Genomic DNA, 14,470 nt, shown 5'->3' on the forward strand with positions numbered 1-14,470 from the left:
ACTGCCCCTCCCCCCGGCCACCCCCGCCCTGCCGGGCCCGACGGCCCCGACTCCGGTCGCCCAGCCCCAGCCCGACCCACCGCCACGCCCGCCACTGCCCCTCCCCCCGGCCACCCCCGCCCCCGCCACCCGGGCCCCGGCCTCCTTCACGCCGGCCCCCGCCGCCCGGGCGCCGGCACAGCCCCCGGCGAACCCGGCCTCGGCCACTCCGCCCCCGGGGCCGACGGCCCTGGCCCCGCCGCCCGTCGGCCGGGCCCCGGCCGACGCGCCGGCCGAGGCACCGTCGCGCCGGGCGCCCGCAGGGGCCTCGGCGGAGCCCGAGGGTGGGGGTCAGGCCCTCGCTGCGGAGGGCGTCCCCGCACCCGCACCCGCGGCGGGATCCCGGATCGTGGTCCGGTCCGGACAGCGGCACGGGACCGGGGCCGGGGCCGTGGCCCTGCTCCGGGCCCCGGAACCCCCCGCCGAGCTCGCCGCAGGCGCCCCGGCGGAGAAGCGCCGCATCGAGGGCCTCCTCCTCGGGCTCGCCGCAGGCGACGCGGCCGGGTGGCCCGCCGCCCGCCACCGCGCCAGCCGGATGCCCGAGTGGACCCGCCGCCTCACCCGCGAGCTCGACACCTTCGCCGAGCAGAACGCCACCACCACCCTCCCCGTCCCCATCGCCCTCAACCAGCCCCCCGAACCGCTCCGCCTCGGCCCTTCCGACGACGCCGAATGGGCCGCCTTCGTCGCCGAGTCCGTCCTCACCGCCGCCGGCGTGCTGCTCAGCGACCTCTCCCGCTCCCGCCGCATGCGCGCCGCCATCGACCTCGCGTGGAACGCCCTGGCCTCCGAAGTCGCCGCAGCGGCGGAACGCGCGCCCGAGGTCGAATCCGCCGTCCTCCCCCTCCGTGCCCGGATCTCCGTCCGCGCCGGCCTCGGCAATCTCGCCACCGGCCTGCGCCCGCCCGCCACCGGCCACGACAACCCGCACTACTTCGACGACGCCGCCTGCGTCCGCGCCTGCGTCCTCGCCGTCGTACACCCCGGCGACGCCCACGCCGCGGCCGACCTCGCCGAGTTCGACGCCCGCTACACCCAGGACGGCGACGGGGTCCACGGCGCCCGCGCCATGGCCGCCGCCATCGCCACCGCCCTCACCACCGCGGACGTCGACGCCGCCGTCGACGCCGCCCTCGCCCAGCTCCCCGAGACCACCGAGATCGGCCGCAACGCCCGGCACGCCGTCCGGCTCGCCCGCACCCACAAGGACGGCGGCGCCTTCGCCATCGTCCCCACCCTCGAACACGAGATCGTGGACCACGTCTACAGCTACGGGATCGCCGCCGCCGAGACCGTCCCCGTGGCCCTCGCCCTCGCGACCGCCGCCCGCGGCAGGATGGCCGAGGCCGTCCCGGCCGCCGCCTGCCTGTCCCGCGTCGCGGACTCCGCCCCCGCCCTGGCCGGCGCGCTGACCGGCGTGCTCGGCGGCGGCGACTCGATCCCCGCCGCCTGGCGCGAGGCCTGCCGCACCCTCTCCGGCTGCGCCCTCCCCCGCCTCGCCGGCACCGACCTCGTGGAACTCGCCGCGCTCCTCGCGGCCACGGAACTCACCTCACCCAAGGGATGATTCGGACATGACGCTCACGTTGGAGGACCGGGCCCTCGGCGCTCTCGTCGGAGCCGCCGTCGGCGACGCGCTCGGCGGCCCGGTGGAGGGCTGGACCCCGGACCAGATCGTGGAACGGCACGGCGGCCGCGTGCACGGCATCGTCGGCCCCTGGCACGAGGACTGGCGCACGGCCCGCCCCATCGCCCCGTACCACAAGGGCGACGGGCACGTCACGGACGACACCCTGATGACGCACGCGCTGGTCCGCGTCTACGAGGCCGTACGGGACCACCTCGACGCCTACGCGATCGCCGAGCACCTGGTCCCCGACCTCATGTCCACCCCCCGCTGGATCCCGGAACTGGAGGCCGAGGCACTGCCGTTGCAGCGGATCTTCCTGGCCGAGAAGTGGATCGTGACCCGGCTGCACTACGCGCACGCCGACCCCCGCGAGGCCGGCAGCGGCAACATCGTCAACTGCGGCGCGGCGATGTACATGGCGCCGGTGGGCATCGCCAACGCCGGCCATCCGGCGGGCGCCTACGCGGAGGCGCTGGACATCGCCGGGGCGCACCAGTCCTCGTACGGGCGGGAGGCGGCGGGCGTGTTCGCGGCGGCGGTGGCGGCCGCGTGCGTGCCGGGGGCGACGGCCGCCTCGGTGGTGGACACGGCCCTGTCCCTGGCCAAGGACGGCACGCGCGCCGCGATCGCGGCCGTGCGCGAAGTGGCCGCCGCCCACCGGGACTTCGAGTCGGCGCTGGCGCCGCTGCGGGCGGCGGTGGCCCCGTACGACTCGGTCGGGCCGGACTACCGGAACCCGTCGCTCGACGCCCGCCGTCCCTCCCGGCTCCACGCCATCGAGGAACTCCCGATCGCGCTGGGGATGCTGCTCGTCGCGGACGGACGGTACGAGACCGCGGTCCTCGGCGCCGTCAACTACGGCCGGGACTGCGACTCCATCGCCACGATGGCGGGGGCGATCGCCGGGGCCCTGGGCGGCGAGGCGGTGGTCCCGGCCGCGTGGGCCAAGCAGGTGGCCGAGGCCAGCCGCCTCGACCTGCACGCCCCGGCGGTGGCGCTGGCCGCGGTGGCCCGGGAGATCTTCGCCCTCGACCGCTCCCGCCGCCGCTCCCACGAATCGGCCTTCACCGCGATCGCGGACCCCCGGTGACGGGCACCGCCGGGCCTGCCTCCGCCGCTCCGTGCGCACCCCTGCGGCTCACGTGGGCGCAGCCCGAGGACCTGGTCGGGCACGAGCTGCGCCAGGCGGCCGAGGACGGCCGGGACCCGGCCCCCGCCCTGCGCGCCTGGCTCGCGGCGGGCGGCCACCCCGCCCCGGACCGCGCCGGCGCCTCCCCCGCCCCGGCCCCACCGGAACTCCGCGCGCTGGCCACCCGCCTCCTGGACGCCCTGGCGCAACTCCCACCCCCCTCCCGAACCGACGAACCCCAGTCCTGGCCCGCCATCCAGGCCACCTGGCCCCCGGCCGCGGCGGCCACGGCCGACCCGGACCACGTCCCACCCGCCACGCCGGAACAGGTGCCCGCCGCGGGGCCGGACGTCCTCCTGCGGGGCCGGCTGGAAGCCGCGTGGTGGGGGCGGGCCGTCGGGTGTCTGCTCGGCAAGCCCGTCGAGAAGCTGCCGCTGGCCGGCATCCGCGCCCTCGCCCGCGCCGCGGGCAACTGGCCGCTGGACGACTGGTTCACCGCCCGCGGCGTCCCTTCGGAGGTCCTGGCCGCGTACCCCTGGAACCGCCGCTCCGCCGCCACCTCCCTCGCCGAGAACATCGACGGCATGCCCGAGGACGACGACCTCAACTACCCCCTCCTCGGCCTGCTGCTCCTCCAACGGCACGGCAAGGCCTTCACCACCGCCGACGTGGCCCGCCTCTGGCTCGACGAGCTCCCCGCCGGGCGGACCTTCACGGCCGAGCGGATCGCCTACCGCAACCTCCTGCTCGGGCTGGAGCCGCCCGCCACCGCCACCCACCACAACCCCTTCCGCGAGTGGATCGGCGCCCTCATCCGCGCCGACGTCCACGGCTGGACCAACCCCGGCGACCCGGCCGCCGCCGCGGCCCAGGCCTACCGGGACGCCGCCCTGACCCACACCGGCAACGGCGTCTACGCGGCTCTCTTCGTCGCCGCCGCCACCGCCGAGGCCGCCACCGGCCGGGCCGACGTCCACACCGCGCTCCGGGCCGGCCTGGCCGTCGTACCGCCCCGCTCCCGCCTCGCCGGGGCCGTCCGCTCGGGGATCCGGTGGGCCGGGCAGGAAGCGGACTTCGACCTCGTCGTCGACCGGCTGCACGCCCGCTACGGGCACTACCACTGGGTCCACGCCGTCCCCAACACGGCCCTGATCGCCGCCGCCCTCACCCACGCCGACGGGGACTTCACCCGCTCCGTCTGCCGCGCGGTGTCCGGCGGCTGGGACACCGATTCCAACGGGGCCACCGCCGGCGCCCTCGCCGGACTGCTCGCCGGCTACCCGGACGGCATCCCGCACCGCTGGACCGCACCGCTCAAGAACCGCCTCGCCACCACCGTCCCCGGCTTCGACGGCATCGGCTTCGACACCCTCGCCCACCTCACCGCACAGGAGGCAGCACGCTCATGACGGCCATCGCCGTGCTCGGCAGTACGAACATGGACCTCGTCGCCTACGTCCCCAAGGCCCCCCGCCTCGGGGAGACCGTCACCGGCCGCGCCTTCCGCACGGTCCCCGGCGGCAAGGGCGCCAACCAGGCCGTCGCCGCCGCCCGCTGCGGCGGGAGGGTGGTGATGATCGGCGCGGTCGGGGCGGACGAGTTCGGCGTACGACTGCGCTCCGCGCTCACCGCCGCCGGGGTCGAGACGGCGCCCCTGCGCACCGTCGAGGGCGCCAGCGGCACCGCGCACATCACCGTGGACGACGAGGGCGGCAACAGCATCATCGTCATCCCCGGCGCGAACGCGGCCGTCACCGGCCTCGAGCCGGGCGACGAGGCCCGGATCGCCGCCGCCCGGTCCCTGCTCCTCCAGCTCGAACTCCCCCTCCCGGCCGTCCTCGCCGGGGCCCGCGCCGCCCGCGCGCACGGCGTCCGTACCGTGCTCACCCCGGCGCCCGCCCAGCCGCTGCCCGCCGAGCTGCTCGCCGCCACCGACCTCCTCGTCCCGAACGAGCACGAGGCCGCCACCCTCACCGGCCTCACCGACCCCCTCCAGGCCGCCACGGCCCTGCTCGCCGACGTGCCCGAGGTGGTGATCACCCTCGGCTCGGCCGGGGTCCTGTACGCCGCCCGCGGCCGGCAGCCGCTGACCGTGCCCGCGCCCCGGGTCCGGGCCGTGGACACCACCGCCGCCGGGGACACCTTCGTCGGCGCCCTCGCCGTGGCCCTGGGAGAGGGCCGTCCGATGCCCGCGGCCCTGCGCTGGGCCTCGGCGGCGGCCGCGCTCTCCGTGCAGCGCCCGGGCGCCCAGGACTCGATGCCGACCCGCGCCGAGACCGACGCCTTCGCCGCGGCGCAGCCCGGGGCCGCCTCGTGAGGACCACCGGGCCGCTGGAAGGGCTCCGCGTGCTCGACCTCGCCACGCTCTTCGCCGGACCGCTGGCCGCCACCCTGCTCGGCGACTTCGGCGCCGAGGTGGTGAAGGTCGAGCACCCCGGCCGCCCCGACCCCTCCCGCGGCCACGGCCCCGCCAAGGACGGCATCGGCCTGTGGTGGAAGCTGCTCGGCCGGAACAAGCGGACCATGACCCTCGACCTTTCCACCCCGGGCGGCCGGGACACCCTGCTGCGGCTGGCCGCCACCGCCGACGTGGTCATCGAGAACTTCCGCCCCGGCACCCTGGAGAAGTGGGGGCTGGGCTGGCCCGAGCTGTCCGCCGCCAACCCGCGCCTGGTCCTGGCCCGCGTCACGGCCTTCGGCCAGCACGGCCCGTACGCGCACCGCCCCGGCTTCGGCACCCTCGCCGAGGCGATGAGCGGTTTCGCCGCGATCACCGGGGAGCCGGACGGGCCGCCGACCCTGCCGCCCTTCGGGCTCGCCGACTCGATCGCCGCGCTGACCTGTGCGTACGCCGTGATGACCGCCCTCGCCGGGCGGGACCGCACCGGGCACGGGCAGGTGGTGGACCTGGCGATCGTCGAGCCGATCCTCACCGTGCTCGGCCCGCACCCGCTCTGGTACGACCAGCTCGGCTACGTCCAGCCCCGCACCGGCAACCGCTCCACCAACAACGCCCCCCGCAACACCTACCGCAGTGCCGACGGGCGCTGGCTGGCGGTCTCCGCCTCCGCGCAGTCCATCGCCGAGAGGGTGGTGCGGCTGGTGGGGCGGCCCGAGCTGATCGCCGAGCCCTGGTTCGCGACCGGCGCCGGGCGGGCCCGGCACGCGGAGGTACTGGACGAGGCCGTCGGCGGCTGGATCGCCCGGCACAAGGCGGAGGAGGTGGTCGCCGCGTTCGAGGAGGCCGAGGCGGCCGTCGCCCCGGTCTACGACGTCCGGGACGTGATGGCCGACCCGCAGTTCGCCGCCCTCGACACGGTCACCGAGGTCAAGGACCCGGAACTGGGCCCGCTCCGCATGCAGAACATCCTCTTCCGGCTCTCCGAGACCCCCGGCGGGATCCGCTGGGCGGGCCGCCCGCACGGCGCGGACACCGAGGAGGTCCTGACCGAGCTCGGGCTGACCGAGGCCGAGATCACCGCGTTGCGGACCGAAGGAGCCCTGTGATCCTGACCTGGCTGTACGCGCCCGGCGACCGCCCGGAGGTCGTCGCCAAGGCCCTGGGCTGCGGGGCGGACGCCGTCATCGTCGACCTGGAGGACGCGGTCCCCGCCTCGCGCAAGGAGTACGCCCGCGCCGCGACCGCCGAGCTGCTCGCGGAGCGGCCCCCGCTCCCCGTGCACGTCCGCGTCAACGCCCTCGAATCCCCCTGGGGCGGCGCCGACCTCAACGCGCTCGGCGGGCTGCGCGGCCTCGCGGGACTGCGGCTGCCCAAGATCAGCGCACCGGGGCAGATCGCCGCCGTCGCCGACCGCACCGGCGGGGTGAGCCTGCACGCCCTGCTCGAATCGGCCGTGGGCGTGGAGCGCGCCTACGAGATCGCCCGCGCGCACCCCGCCCTGCGCGGGCTCTCCCTCGGCGAGGCGGATCTGCGGGCCGACCTGGCCGTGAGCGCGGAGGCGGGCCTGGACTGGTGCCGCTCCCGGGTGGTGGTCGCGGCCCGGGCGGCGGGGCTGACGCCCCCGGCGCAGTCGGTGTTCCCCGACATCCGGGATCTGGAGGCGCTGGCGGTCTCCTGCGTCCGCGGCCGCGCCCTGGGCTTCCTCGGCCGGGCGGCGATCCACCCCCGCCAGCTCCCGGTGATCGAGCGGGCCTACCTCCCGGCGCCCGAGGAGGTCAGCGCCGCCGTGGAGGTGCTGAGCGCGGCCCGGGCCACCCCGGGGGCGCTGGCCCTGCCCGACGGCCGGTTCGTGGACCCGGCGGTCGTCGCGGCGGCGCACCGCACCCTCGCTCTGGCCGCACGCACGGCCGCCCGGTGAGGCTGAGTGGTACCGGGCTCGGGGAACGCCGAAGGGGGTACCGCGGTGTACGCGGTACCCCCCTTGTCGGGTCTTGCGGTCAGCGCTTGCCGGCCTCCGGGGCATCGGCCTCGGCGGGGGCGTCCTTCGTCAGGACGGGCGCCTTGGCCTTGGCTTCGGCCGTCTCCGGCTTCGTCGCGTCAGCGGCTTCGGCGGTGGCGTCCGCCTCGGCCGGAACCGTCTCGTGGCCGTCCTTGCCGCCGGAGGCAACCGCGTCCGGCTCTACGACTTCCTCGCGGCCCGGCCGCAGCTTCGCCGACAGCACCAGGTAGACCACGGCCAGGATGAAGCTCACGATCGCGGTCCACACGTTCAGCCGCATGCCGAGGATGTGGTGCGCCTCGTCGACGCGCAGGTACTCGGTCCAGACGCGGCCGAGGCAGTACGCGGCGACGTAGAGGGCGAAGGCCCGCCCGTGGCCGAGCTTGAAGCGGCGGTCGGCCCAGATCACCAGGAAGGCGACGCCGACGCACCACAGCGACTCGTAGAGGAAGGTCGGGTGGTAGGTGCCGGCGTCCCGGTTCGGGCCCGCGGTGATCTCCACCGCCCACGGCAGGTCGGTGGCCCGGCCGTACAGCTCCTGGTTGAACCAGTTGCCCCAGCGTCCGCAGGCCTGGGCCAGCGCGATGCCGGGGGCCAGGGCGTCCGCCCAGGCCGGCAGCGGGATCCCGCGCAGGCGGCAGCCGATCCAGGCGCCCACCGCGCCGAGCGCGATGGCACCCCAGATGCCGAGTCCGCCTTCCCAGATCTTGAAGGCGTCGACCCAGTTGCGGCCCTCGCCGAAATAGAGCTGGTAGTCGGTGATCACGTGGTAGAGGCGACCACCGACCAGGCCGAAGGGCACGGCCCACACGGCGATGTCCGCGACCGTGCCCGGCTTTCCACCGCGCGCGATCCACCGCCTGTTGCCGAGCCATACGGCGACGAAGACGCCGATGATGATGCAGAACGCGTAGCCGCGAAGCGGGATCGGTCCGAGATGGATCACGCCGGTCGACGGGCTGGGGATGTAAGCAATGTCCATGGCAGACATGACGCTACCTTGCCGGGCGGTACGCACCGCAACCCGCCCGGCAAGACGAAACCAAATCCAGACATGGAACAGGCGTCGGTCAGTCCCCCGAGGACCCGTTCGAAGAGCTGCCGGTGGACCGGTGCGAGGCCGTGCCGGACGATCCGCCGGAGCCCGTCCGCGAGGCGGACGGCGAGGCCTTGGCCCCGTTCTTCCCTCCGGATCCTGGCGTCGCGCTGCTCGACGGTGACGGTTTCACGACCCCGGCGGCGGCTTCCACCTGCTCCTTCAGCTTCTGCGGGGTCACCTGGTTGGCCTGGTCGGAGAAGATGTCCTTGCCGTTCAGCAGGACGGTGGGCGTGCCCCGGAACTTTCCGGCCCTGAAGGCCTCCTGCGACTTGCCCACCCAGCTGTTGTGGGTGCCGTCCTCGACACAGGCGCGGAACGCGGGAGTGTCCAGCCCCTCGACCTTGCCGGCGAGCTCCAGCAGCTTGGCGTTCTTGCCGTAGGCGTCGTCGGTTTCCTGCGGCTGGTTCTGGAAGAGGACGTCGTGGTACTCGGTGAACTTGCCGGCGTCCTGCGCGCAGGCCGCTGCGTTCGCCCCCTTCAGGGAGCCGCTGCCGCCCATGTTGCCGTCGATGAGGGTGACCAGGTGGTAGTCCACCTTGAGCAGGCCCTTGGACTCCAGCTCGTGGACGGTGTCCCGGTAGTTGTCCTCGAACGCCTTGCAGGCCGGGCAGCGGAAGTCCTCCCAGACGGTGAGGGTGGACTTGGCCTCCGGCTTGCCCGTCTGGATGGCGAGCGCGTCCTTGCCGGTGGCCCCGGAGGGGGCGACGACCGGGCCGCCCTTGGCGCCGCTGTCCTTGCCGGTGTTGGCCGCGATCACGCCGACGACGGTCGCCAGGCAGAGGACGCCGACCACCGCCGACGCCACGATCAGGGTCCGCCGGCGCTTGTCCCGGGTCTTCTGCCGCTCGCGCTCCGCTTGGAGTCGCTCCCGGGCCGATCGTTTCGTCGCATCGCGGTTCGCACCGTCGTTCTTCTCGCTCACGTTCCGCCAAACGAAGCAGGGAGGCACTCGCGTGCCTCCCTGCCCGTACTTCCACCCGATCGGACTACAGAACCCGATCAGAGGTTCGCACCCGCGATCGAACGCGCGTCAGCTCCGGCGCACGCCCTCCGCGAGCTCGCCCGCGAGCGCCCGTACGGCGTCCAGCCCGCTCGGCAGGTCCGGCGCGTCCAGCAGGAGCTTCACGAAGGCCGAGCCGACGATCACGCCGTCGGCGAAGCCCGCGACCTCCTTGGCCTGGACGGCGTTGGAGACGCCGAGCCCGACGCAGACGGGCAGGTCGCTGGTGGCGCGGGTCCGGCGCACCAGGTCCGCCGCCTGGTTGCCGACGGACTCGCGGGTGCCGGTGACCCCCATGAGGGAGGCGGCGTAGACGAAGCCGGAGCCGGCCGCCGTGATCGTGGCCAGGCGGGCGTCCTTGCTGCTGGGAGCCACGACGAAGACGGTCGCCAGACCGTGCTTCTGCGCGTGCTCGCGCCACAGGGCGGACTCCTGCACCGGCAGGTCGGGCAGGATGCAGCCGGCGCCGCCCGCCGCCGCCAGCTCGGAGGTGAACCGCTCGACGCCGTAGCGGTCGATGGGGTTCCAGTAGGTCATCACCAGGACCGGGGCCCCGGTGGCCTCGTGTGCCTCGCGGACCGTGCGGATGACATCGGCGATCTTGACTCCGCCGCGCAGGGCGATGTCGTCGGCGGTCTGGATGACCGGCCCGTCGAGGACCGGGTCGCTGTGGGGCAGGCCGATCTCGACGATGTCCGCGCCACCGGCGATGACGGCCTTGACCGCCTCGATGCCGCCGTCGACGGTCGGGAAGCCGGCGGGGAGGTAGGCGACGAGGGCGGCACGGTCCTCGGACTTCGCCTTGGCGAGGGTGGCGCTCAACAGCTCGATGTTGCCGTGGCCGTGCGTGGCGCTCACTTGTCGTCCCCCTCGGAGAACTCGTTGTCGGCGACTTCACCGTCGGTGTCGTACAGGCCGAAGTAGCGGGCGGCGGTGTCCATGTCCTTGTCACCGCGACCGGACAGGTTGACGACCAGCAGGCCGTCCTTGCCCAGCTCCTTGCCGAGGTCCAGCGCGCCCGCGAGGGCGTGCGCCGACTCGATCGCCGGGATGATCCCCTCGGTACGGGAGAGCAGGCGCAGGGCCTGCATCGCCGCGTCGTCGGTGACCGCGCGGTACTCGCCGCGGCCGGAGTCCTTGAGGTAGGAGTGCTCCGGGCCGATGCCCGGGTAGTCCAGACCGGCCGAGATGGAGTACGGCTCGGTGATCTGGCCCTCCTCGTCCTGGAGGACGTACGAGCGGGAGCCGTGCAGGATCCCGGGCTCACCGGCGGTCAGGGTGGCCGCGTGCTCGCCGGTCTCGACGCCGTGCCCGGCGGGCTCGAAGCCGACCAGGCGGACGTCGGCGTCCGGGATGAAGGCGTGGAACAGGCCGATGGCGTTGGAGCCGCCGCCGACGCAGGCGGCGACGGCGTCCGGCAGCCGTCCGGCGCGCTCCAGGATCTGGCGGCGGGCCTCGACGCCGATGACCCGGTGGAAGTCGCGGACCATGGCCGGGAAGGGGTGCGGGCCGGCGACCGTACCGAAGAGGTAGTGGGTCCGGTCCACGTTGGCGACCCAGTCGCGGAACGCCTCGTTGATCGCGTCCTTCAGCGTCCGGGAGCCGGACTTCACGGCGATGACCTCGGCGCCCAGCATGCGCATGCGGGCCACGTTCAGGGCCTGGCGCTGGGTGTCGATCTCGCCCATGTAGATGGTGCAGTCGAGGCCGAAGAGGGCGCAGGCGGTGGCGGTGGCCACGCCGTGCTGCCCGGCGCCTGTCTCGGCGATGACGCGGGTCTTGCCCATGCGCTTGGTGAGCAGCGCCTGGCCCAGCACGTTGTTGATCTTGTGCGAGCCGGTGTGGTTCAGGTCCTCGCGCTTGAGGAAGATCCGGGCGCCGCCGGCGTGCTCGGCGAAGCGGGGCACCTCGGTGAGGGCGCTCGGGCGGCCGGTGTAGTTGACCATGAGGTCGTTCAGCTCGGCCGCGAAGGCCGGGTCGCCCTTGGCCTTGTCGTACTCGACGGCGACCTCGTCCACGGCGGCGACGAGCGCCTCCGGGATGAACTTGCCGCCGAAGTCACCGAAGTAACCCTCGGCGTTGGGAACGTGACCCTCCGGGTCCGGAATGAAGAACTCGCTGGACATGTGCCAGTGCTCCTACGGGTGCGAGATGCGGCGGGTGGATTCACCGTATGGCGCCGCCCGCAAGTACCGCGCACCCCGCTGGGGGATGTGCCCGCGTACGGTGCGGGGCGGCCCGCGTCCGGAAGCCGGCGGCTCGGACGTCGGGCCGTACGGGGACTGCTCGCGGCGCGGTACGTCTGGGGTACCGGACCGCGGCGGGCCCTCGTTACAGCGCGCCTCCGCGGCGCCATCGCATGCCGTTGACCTGGCCGGGCTCGGAGCCGATCACGTACCGGACCCGCCGCCCGTGCACGCGCCGGGCCGGGGCACGGCAGCCGCGGGGGCGGCAGCCGCGCGCCAGGGGCGCGTGCGCCGTCGGCACGCCGGCCGGGCGGGAGCCCGGCCGGGTGCGGACGGAGGAGCGGTCGTAGGCCATGGTTTCGGGTCAGCTCCGCCCGTGGCGCAGGGCGGGGTGGGCGCCGGCGGCGACGAGGTCGGCCACGGCCGCCTTCGGGTCGCGGCCGGTCACCAGGGACTCCCCGACGAGGACGGCGTCGGCGCCCTCGTTGGCGTAGGCGATCAGGTCGTGCGGGCCACGGATGCCGGACTCGGCGATCTTGACGATGTGGTCCGGGATCTCGCCGACGACGCGCTCGAAGGTGGAGCGGTCGACCTTGAGGTCCTTGAGGTTGCGGGCGTTGACGCCGATGATCTTGGCGCCGGCGGCGACCGCGCGCTCCACTTCCTCCTCGTCGTGGACCTCGACGAGCGGGGTGAGACCGATGGACTCGGCCCGCTCGATGAGGGAGACGAGGGCCTCCTGCTCCAGGGCCGCGACGATCAGCAGGACGAGGTCGGCGCCGTAGGCGCGGGCCTCCCAGAGCTGGTACGCCGTGACGATGAAGTCCTTGCGCAGGATCGGGATGTCCACGCGGGCGCGGACGGCCTCCAGGTCGGCCAGCGAGCCGCCGAATCGGCGCTGCTCGGTGAGGACGGAGATGACCGCCGCACCGCCAGCCTCGTAGTCGGCGGCGAGCCCGGCCGGATCGGCGATGGCGGCCAGCGCGCCCTTGGAGGGGCTGGAGCGCTTGACCTCGCAGATCACCTTGACGCTGTCGCCGCGCAGGGCAGCGACGCCGTCCTTGGCCTGGGGCGCCTTGGCGGCACGCTCCTTGAGCTCGTCGAGGCTCACGCGGGCCTGCCGTTCGGCAAGGTCTTCGCGGACCCCTTCGATGATCTCGTCGAGCACACTCACGCGAGCGGCCCCCTTCCGGGTCGATGACGGTCGGCCGCCTTGCAGACACGTACAACCGCAAGGTCGGCACTCAAATGGTATCCGCAGGAGGCGTTGCCCTCCGCACGCGGTTGACGACGTCCCAGTTACTGGACATTCGGAATCCGTGCTTCATAGGGCCTGTCCAAGGGGCTAGGGCGCCAGTGCGGAGCCGAAAGAGAGATTTCGGACAAGGGAGAAAACCAGGGCCAGCGCCCCGAGCGCCCACCAGTACCTCGGACGCAGCACGATCCTCGGAGTGGGACCGCCGCGCCACGCGCGAACCAGCCACAGGGCCATGAACCCCGCGAAGACGAAATAGCCCACGACCGCGAGGGCATTCGCCCCGAAGGCGACGGCCAGGTCGCCATTGGCGAACGCATGCGCACTGCGCAGACCGCCGCAGCCCGGGCACAGGATCCCCGTGAGCCGGAACAGCGGGCACACCGGGTAGTGGCCGGGCTCGTTCGGGTCCACGGCGCCCACGTACCCGAAGGCGGCCACGGCCCCGGCCAGGTAGAGCGCCGGGACGGCGAGCCGCCGGACCCGGGACGGCCGCACGGCGGGCGGCGCGGGCTCCGCGGGCACGGGCGCCGGCAACGGTGACAGCGGGGCATCGGGGGTGCGAAAGGCGTCCACCTGCTGATTCTCTCCGCTCATGACAAAAGGCGCAGCCCGGCGGGGCCGCGCCTTTCGGCTGCGTTGCTGCGGACCGCGGCGCAGCGGACCGCGCCGTTCGCGCGCTCAGACCTTGGCGGGAACCTTGGAGGCGGCGATGACCTCGGCGAGGTCCTTGTGGGCGGCCTTCGGCGCGCCCATGCCCGCGGCCCGCATCGCCAGACCGACGACACCGCCGAGCGCGACGACGACGAGTCCGGCCCAGAAACCGAGCGGGTTCGCGATCACCATGAAGGCGCCGGAGATGCAGAAACCGATGAAGGCGATGATGACACCGGTCCAGGCGGCCGGGGTGTGTCCGTGGCTAGTGCCCGCCATGAGTTGCTCCTCGTTGCTCTGTCGCGCTGCTGTGTCGAACGTGCGGTCTGTGTCGAACGCTCGGCGACCATTGTCCCGTACCGGGCGGCTTCGCCGTCCAGGGGGGTCGGGTCAGTGGGCCCGGTCGGCGCCCGGGTCGGTCGTCGGGTCCTCGCCGCGGTCCAGAGCCTTCCACAGATCTTCCGGCCGGTCCGGATCCACCGCCGCGACAGTCCGCGGCCGCGGGCTGCCGTCACGCTCGTAGCGGCCTCCCATCGCGGGCCAGCTCCGGCCGAAGCGCAGTGCCAGCAGCCCGGCGGCCAGGATCAGGACCGCCCCGGCGGCCGTGACGTAGGGCCAGGTCGTCTGGGTCAGCCCGGCCACGTGCGCCGCGCTGTCGGCGGTCGTACGGGCGGCCTGCGCGTCCAGGGCCCGGCGGCCGTCGGCGCCGAGGACGGCCGACAGGGCCGCTCCCAGGCCGCTCAGCGCCAGCAGCCCCGACACGAGCAGCCGGCCCTTGCCGCGTACGGCGAAGACGGCGACCAGCGCGGCGAGCCCCACGATGGCCAGCGCGGCGGGCAGGCCGGTGACGGCCCGCCCGTCGGCGGTCAGCTGGAGCGAGTCGCTGCCGATGGCGGCGGTGCCCCGGGCCCAGGTCCGGCCGGAGGCGAGCAGGACGACGGTGGCGCCGAGCGCGCCGAGCAGCAGGGCGACGGCCACACTGCGGCGGCCGCCGCGGCTGTCGGGGCCCTCGGGCTCGGCGTCGGCATCGGCATCGGTTCGGGGCGGGGGTACGGCACTCACGTACCCCACTATCCCC

General features: G+C 74.6%; 15 protein-coding genes. 6 read left to right on the forward strand and 9 right to left on the reverse strand.

The annotated features are described in order from the left end of the window. The first annotated feature begins 229 nt into the window (after window positions 1–229). The 6 genes from ACGFZK_RS27295 to ACGFZK_RS27320 are packed head-to-tail and all read left to right on the forward strand — an operon-like array spanning window position 230 to window position 7,117. The gene (locus ACGFZK_RS27295; RefSeq protein ID WP_393851598.1) at window positions 230–1,606 is read left to right on the forward strand and encodes an ADP-ribosylglycohydrolase family protein; all 1,377 of its coding nucleotides are present in this window, start codon (window positions 230–232) and stop codon (window positions 1,604–1,606) included. 7 nt (window positions 1,607–1,613) lie between these two features. Further along, the gene (locus ACGFZK_RS27300; RefSeq protein WP_393851496.1) at window positions 1,614–2,759 is read left to right on the forward strand and encodes an ADP-ribosylglycohydrolase family protein; all 1,146 of its coding nucleotides are present in this window, start codon (window positions 1,614–1,616) and stop codon (window positions 2,757–2,759) included. Beyond that, window positions 2,756–4,207, forward strand: a complete 1,452-nt coding sequence (locus ACGFZK_RS27305) for an ADP-ribosylglycohydrolase family protein (protein WP_393851497.1) — start codon at window positions 2,756–2,758, stop codon at window positions 4,205–4,207. Before ACGFZK_RS27300 ends, ACGFZK_RS27305 begins: the two co-directional genes overlap by 4 nt. Then, window positions 4,204–5,115 carry a ribokinase gene (gene rbsK, locus ACGFZK_RS27310; RefSeq protein ID WP_393851498.1) on the forward strand — a complete coding sequence of 304 codons (912 nt, stop codon included), beginning with the start codon at window positions 4,204–4,206 and terminating at the stop codon, window positions 5,113–5,115. Before ACGFZK_RS27305 ends, rbsK begins: the two co-directional genes overlap by 4 nt. Next, on the forward strand, window positions 5,112–6,305 hold the full coding sequence (locus ACGFZK_RS27315) for a CaiB/BaiF CoA transferase family protein (protein ID WP_393851499.1): 1,194 nt from the start codon (window positions 5,112–5,114) through the stop codon (window positions 6,303–6,305). Before rbsK ends, ACGFZK_RS27315 begins: the two co-directional genes overlap by 4 nt. Continuing rightward, on the forward strand, window positions 6,302–7,117 hold the full coding sequence (locus ACGFZK_RS27320; RefSeq protein ID WP_393851500.1) for an HpcH/HpaI aldolase/citrate lyase family protein: 816 nt from the start codon (window positions 6,302–6,304) through the stop codon (window positions 7,115–7,117). Before ACGFZK_RS27315 ends, ACGFZK_RS27320 begins: the two co-directional genes overlap by 4 nt. A gap of 79 nt (window positions 7,118–7,196) precedes the next feature. Here the strand turns inward: ACGFZK_RS27320 and lgt are convergent, their stop codons facing one another. The 9 genes from lgt to ACGFZK_RS27365 form a co-directional block, all read right to left on the reverse strand. Further along, on the reverse strand, window positions 7,197–8,180 hold the full coding sequence (lgt, locus tag ACGFZK_RS27325; RefSeq protein WP_393851501.1) for a prolipoprotein diacylglyceryl transferase: 984 nt from the start codon (window positions 8,178–8,180) through the stop codon (window positions 7,197–7,199). An 88-nt stretch (window positions 8,181–8,268) separates the two neighbouring features. Further along, entirely contained in the window at window positions 8,269–9,219 is a 951-nt protein-coding gene (locus ACGFZK_RS27330; RefSeq protein ID WP_393851502.1) for a DsbA family protein, read from the reverse strand. 108 nt (window positions 9,220–9,327) lie between these two features. Continuing rightward, a complete protein-coding gene (trpA, locus tag ACGFZK_RS27335; RefSeq protein WP_393851503.1) occupies window positions 9,328–10,155 on the reverse strand; it encodes a tryptophan synthase subunit alpha in 828 nt (275 codons plus the stop codon). After that, complete coding sequence (gene trpB, locus ACGFZK_RS27340; RefSeq protein WP_393851504.1) at window positions 10,152–11,423, reverse strand: tryptophan synthase subunit beta; 1,272 nt, start codon at window positions 11,421–11,423, stop codon at window positions 10,152–10,154. Before trpB ends, trpA begins: the two co-directional genes overlap by 4 nt. A gap of 205 nt (window positions 11,424–11,628) precedes the next feature. Continuing rightward, window positions 11,629–11,838 carry a tryptophan biosynthesis modulator TrpM gene (gene trpM, locus ACGFZK_RS27345; RefSeq protein ID WP_393851505.1) on the reverse strand — a complete coding sequence of 70 codons (210 nt, stop codon included), beginning with the start codon at window positions 11,836–11,838 and terminating at the stop codon, window positions 11,629–11,631. Between the two features lie 9 nt (window positions 11,839–11,847). Further along, complete coding sequence (gene trpC, locus ACGFZK_RS27350; protein WP_030012837.1) at window positions 11,848–12,657, reverse strand: indole-3-glycerol phosphate synthase TrpC; 810 nt, start codon at window positions 12,655–12,657, stop codon at window positions 11,848–11,850. 171 nt (window positions 12,658–12,828) lie between these two features. After that, window positions 12,829–13,335 (reverse strand): DUF2752 domain-containing protein, encoded by a 507-nt coding sequence (locus tag ACGFZK_RS27355; protein WP_393851506.1) that lies wholly within the window; start codon window positions 13,333–13,335, stop codon window positions 12,829–12,831. Window positions 13,336–13,419: 84 nt separating this feature from the next. Beyond that, on the reverse strand, window positions 13,420–13,671 hold the full coding sequence (locus ACGFZK_RS27360) for an HGxxPAAW family protein (RefSeq protein WP_393851507.1): 252 nt from the start codon (window positions 13,669–13,671) through the stop codon (window positions 13,420–13,422). 111 nt (window positions 13,672–13,782) lie between these two features. Further along, entirely contained in the window at window positions 13,783–14,463 is a 681-nt protein-coding gene (locus ACGFZK_RS27365; protein ID WP_393851508.1) for a TIGR02234 family membrane protein, read from the reverse strand. Window positions 14,464–14,470: the final 7 nt, after the last annotated feature.

The organism is Streptomyces sp. NPDC048257 (assembly GCF_043201855.1).
GTDB lineage: Bacteria > Actinomycetota > Actinomycetes > Streptomycetales > Streptomycetaceae > Streptomyces.

Excerpts from the sequence above, each read along its gene's own strand:
- ACGFZK_RS27355 (WP_393851506.1), bottom strand. The coding sequence starts at position 13,335 with ATGAGCGGAGAGAATCAGCAGGTGGACGCCTTTCGCACCCCCGATGCC.
- trpB (WP_393851504.1), bottom strand. The coding sequence starts at position 11,423 with ATGTCCAGCGAGTTCTTCATTCCGGACCCGGAGGGTCACGTTCCCAAC.
- ACGFZK_RS27300 (WP_393851496.1), top strand. The coding sequence starts at position 1,614 with ATGACGCTCACGTTGGAGGACCGGGCCCTCGGCGCTCTCGTCGGAGCC.
- lgt (WP_393851501.1), bottom strand. The coding sequence starts at position 8,180 with ATGGACATTGCTTACATCCCCAGCCCGTCGACCGGCGTGATCCATCTC.
- rbsK (WP_393851498.1), top strand. The coding sequence starts at position 4,204 with ATGACGGCCATCGCCGTGCTCGGCAGTACGAACATGGACCTCGTCGCC.
- trpM (WP_393851505.1), bottom strand. The coding sequence starts at position 11,838 with ATGGCCTACGACCGCTCCTCCGTCCGCACCCGGCCGGGCTCCCGCCCG.
- ACGFZK_RS27360 (WP_393851507.1), bottom strand. The coding sequence starts at position 13,671 with ATGGCGGGCACTAGCCACGGACACACCCCGGCCGCCTGGACCGGTGTC.